1 protein-coding gene is annotated in these 255 nt (G+C 54.9%); it reads left to right on the top strand.

Annotation, left to right across the window (positions count from 1 at the left end; all coding sequences use genetic code 11):
* A partial coding sequence (locus SB689_RS23630; protein WP_410694478.1) for a GTP-binding protein occupies positions 1 to 255 on the top strand: 255 nt, incomplete at both ends.

Raw genomic sequence — 255 nt, 5'->3', positions numbered from 1 at the left:
ATCGTACCCTGACGGCGGTGGACTGCTGCCTGATGGTTATCGACGCCGCAAAAGGTGTTGAAGATCGTACCCGTAAGCTGATGGAAGTTACCCGTCTGCGCGACACGCCGATCCTCACCTTTATGAACAAACTTGACCGTGATATCCGCGACCCGATGGAGCTGCTCGATGAAGTTGAGAACGATCTGAAAATCGGCTGTGCGCCGATCACCTGGCCGATTGGCTGCGGCAAGCTGTTTAAAGGCGTTTACCACC

It is taken from the genome of Chryseobacterium sp. SIMBA_038 (assembly GCF_046535115.1).
Taxonomy (GTDB): domain Bacteria; phylum Bacteroidota; class Bacteroidia; order Flavobacteriales; family Weeksellaceae; genus Chryseobacterium.
Note: the sequence above shows the minus strand (reverse complement) of the source record. Positions and strands in the feature narration are given on the sequence as shown.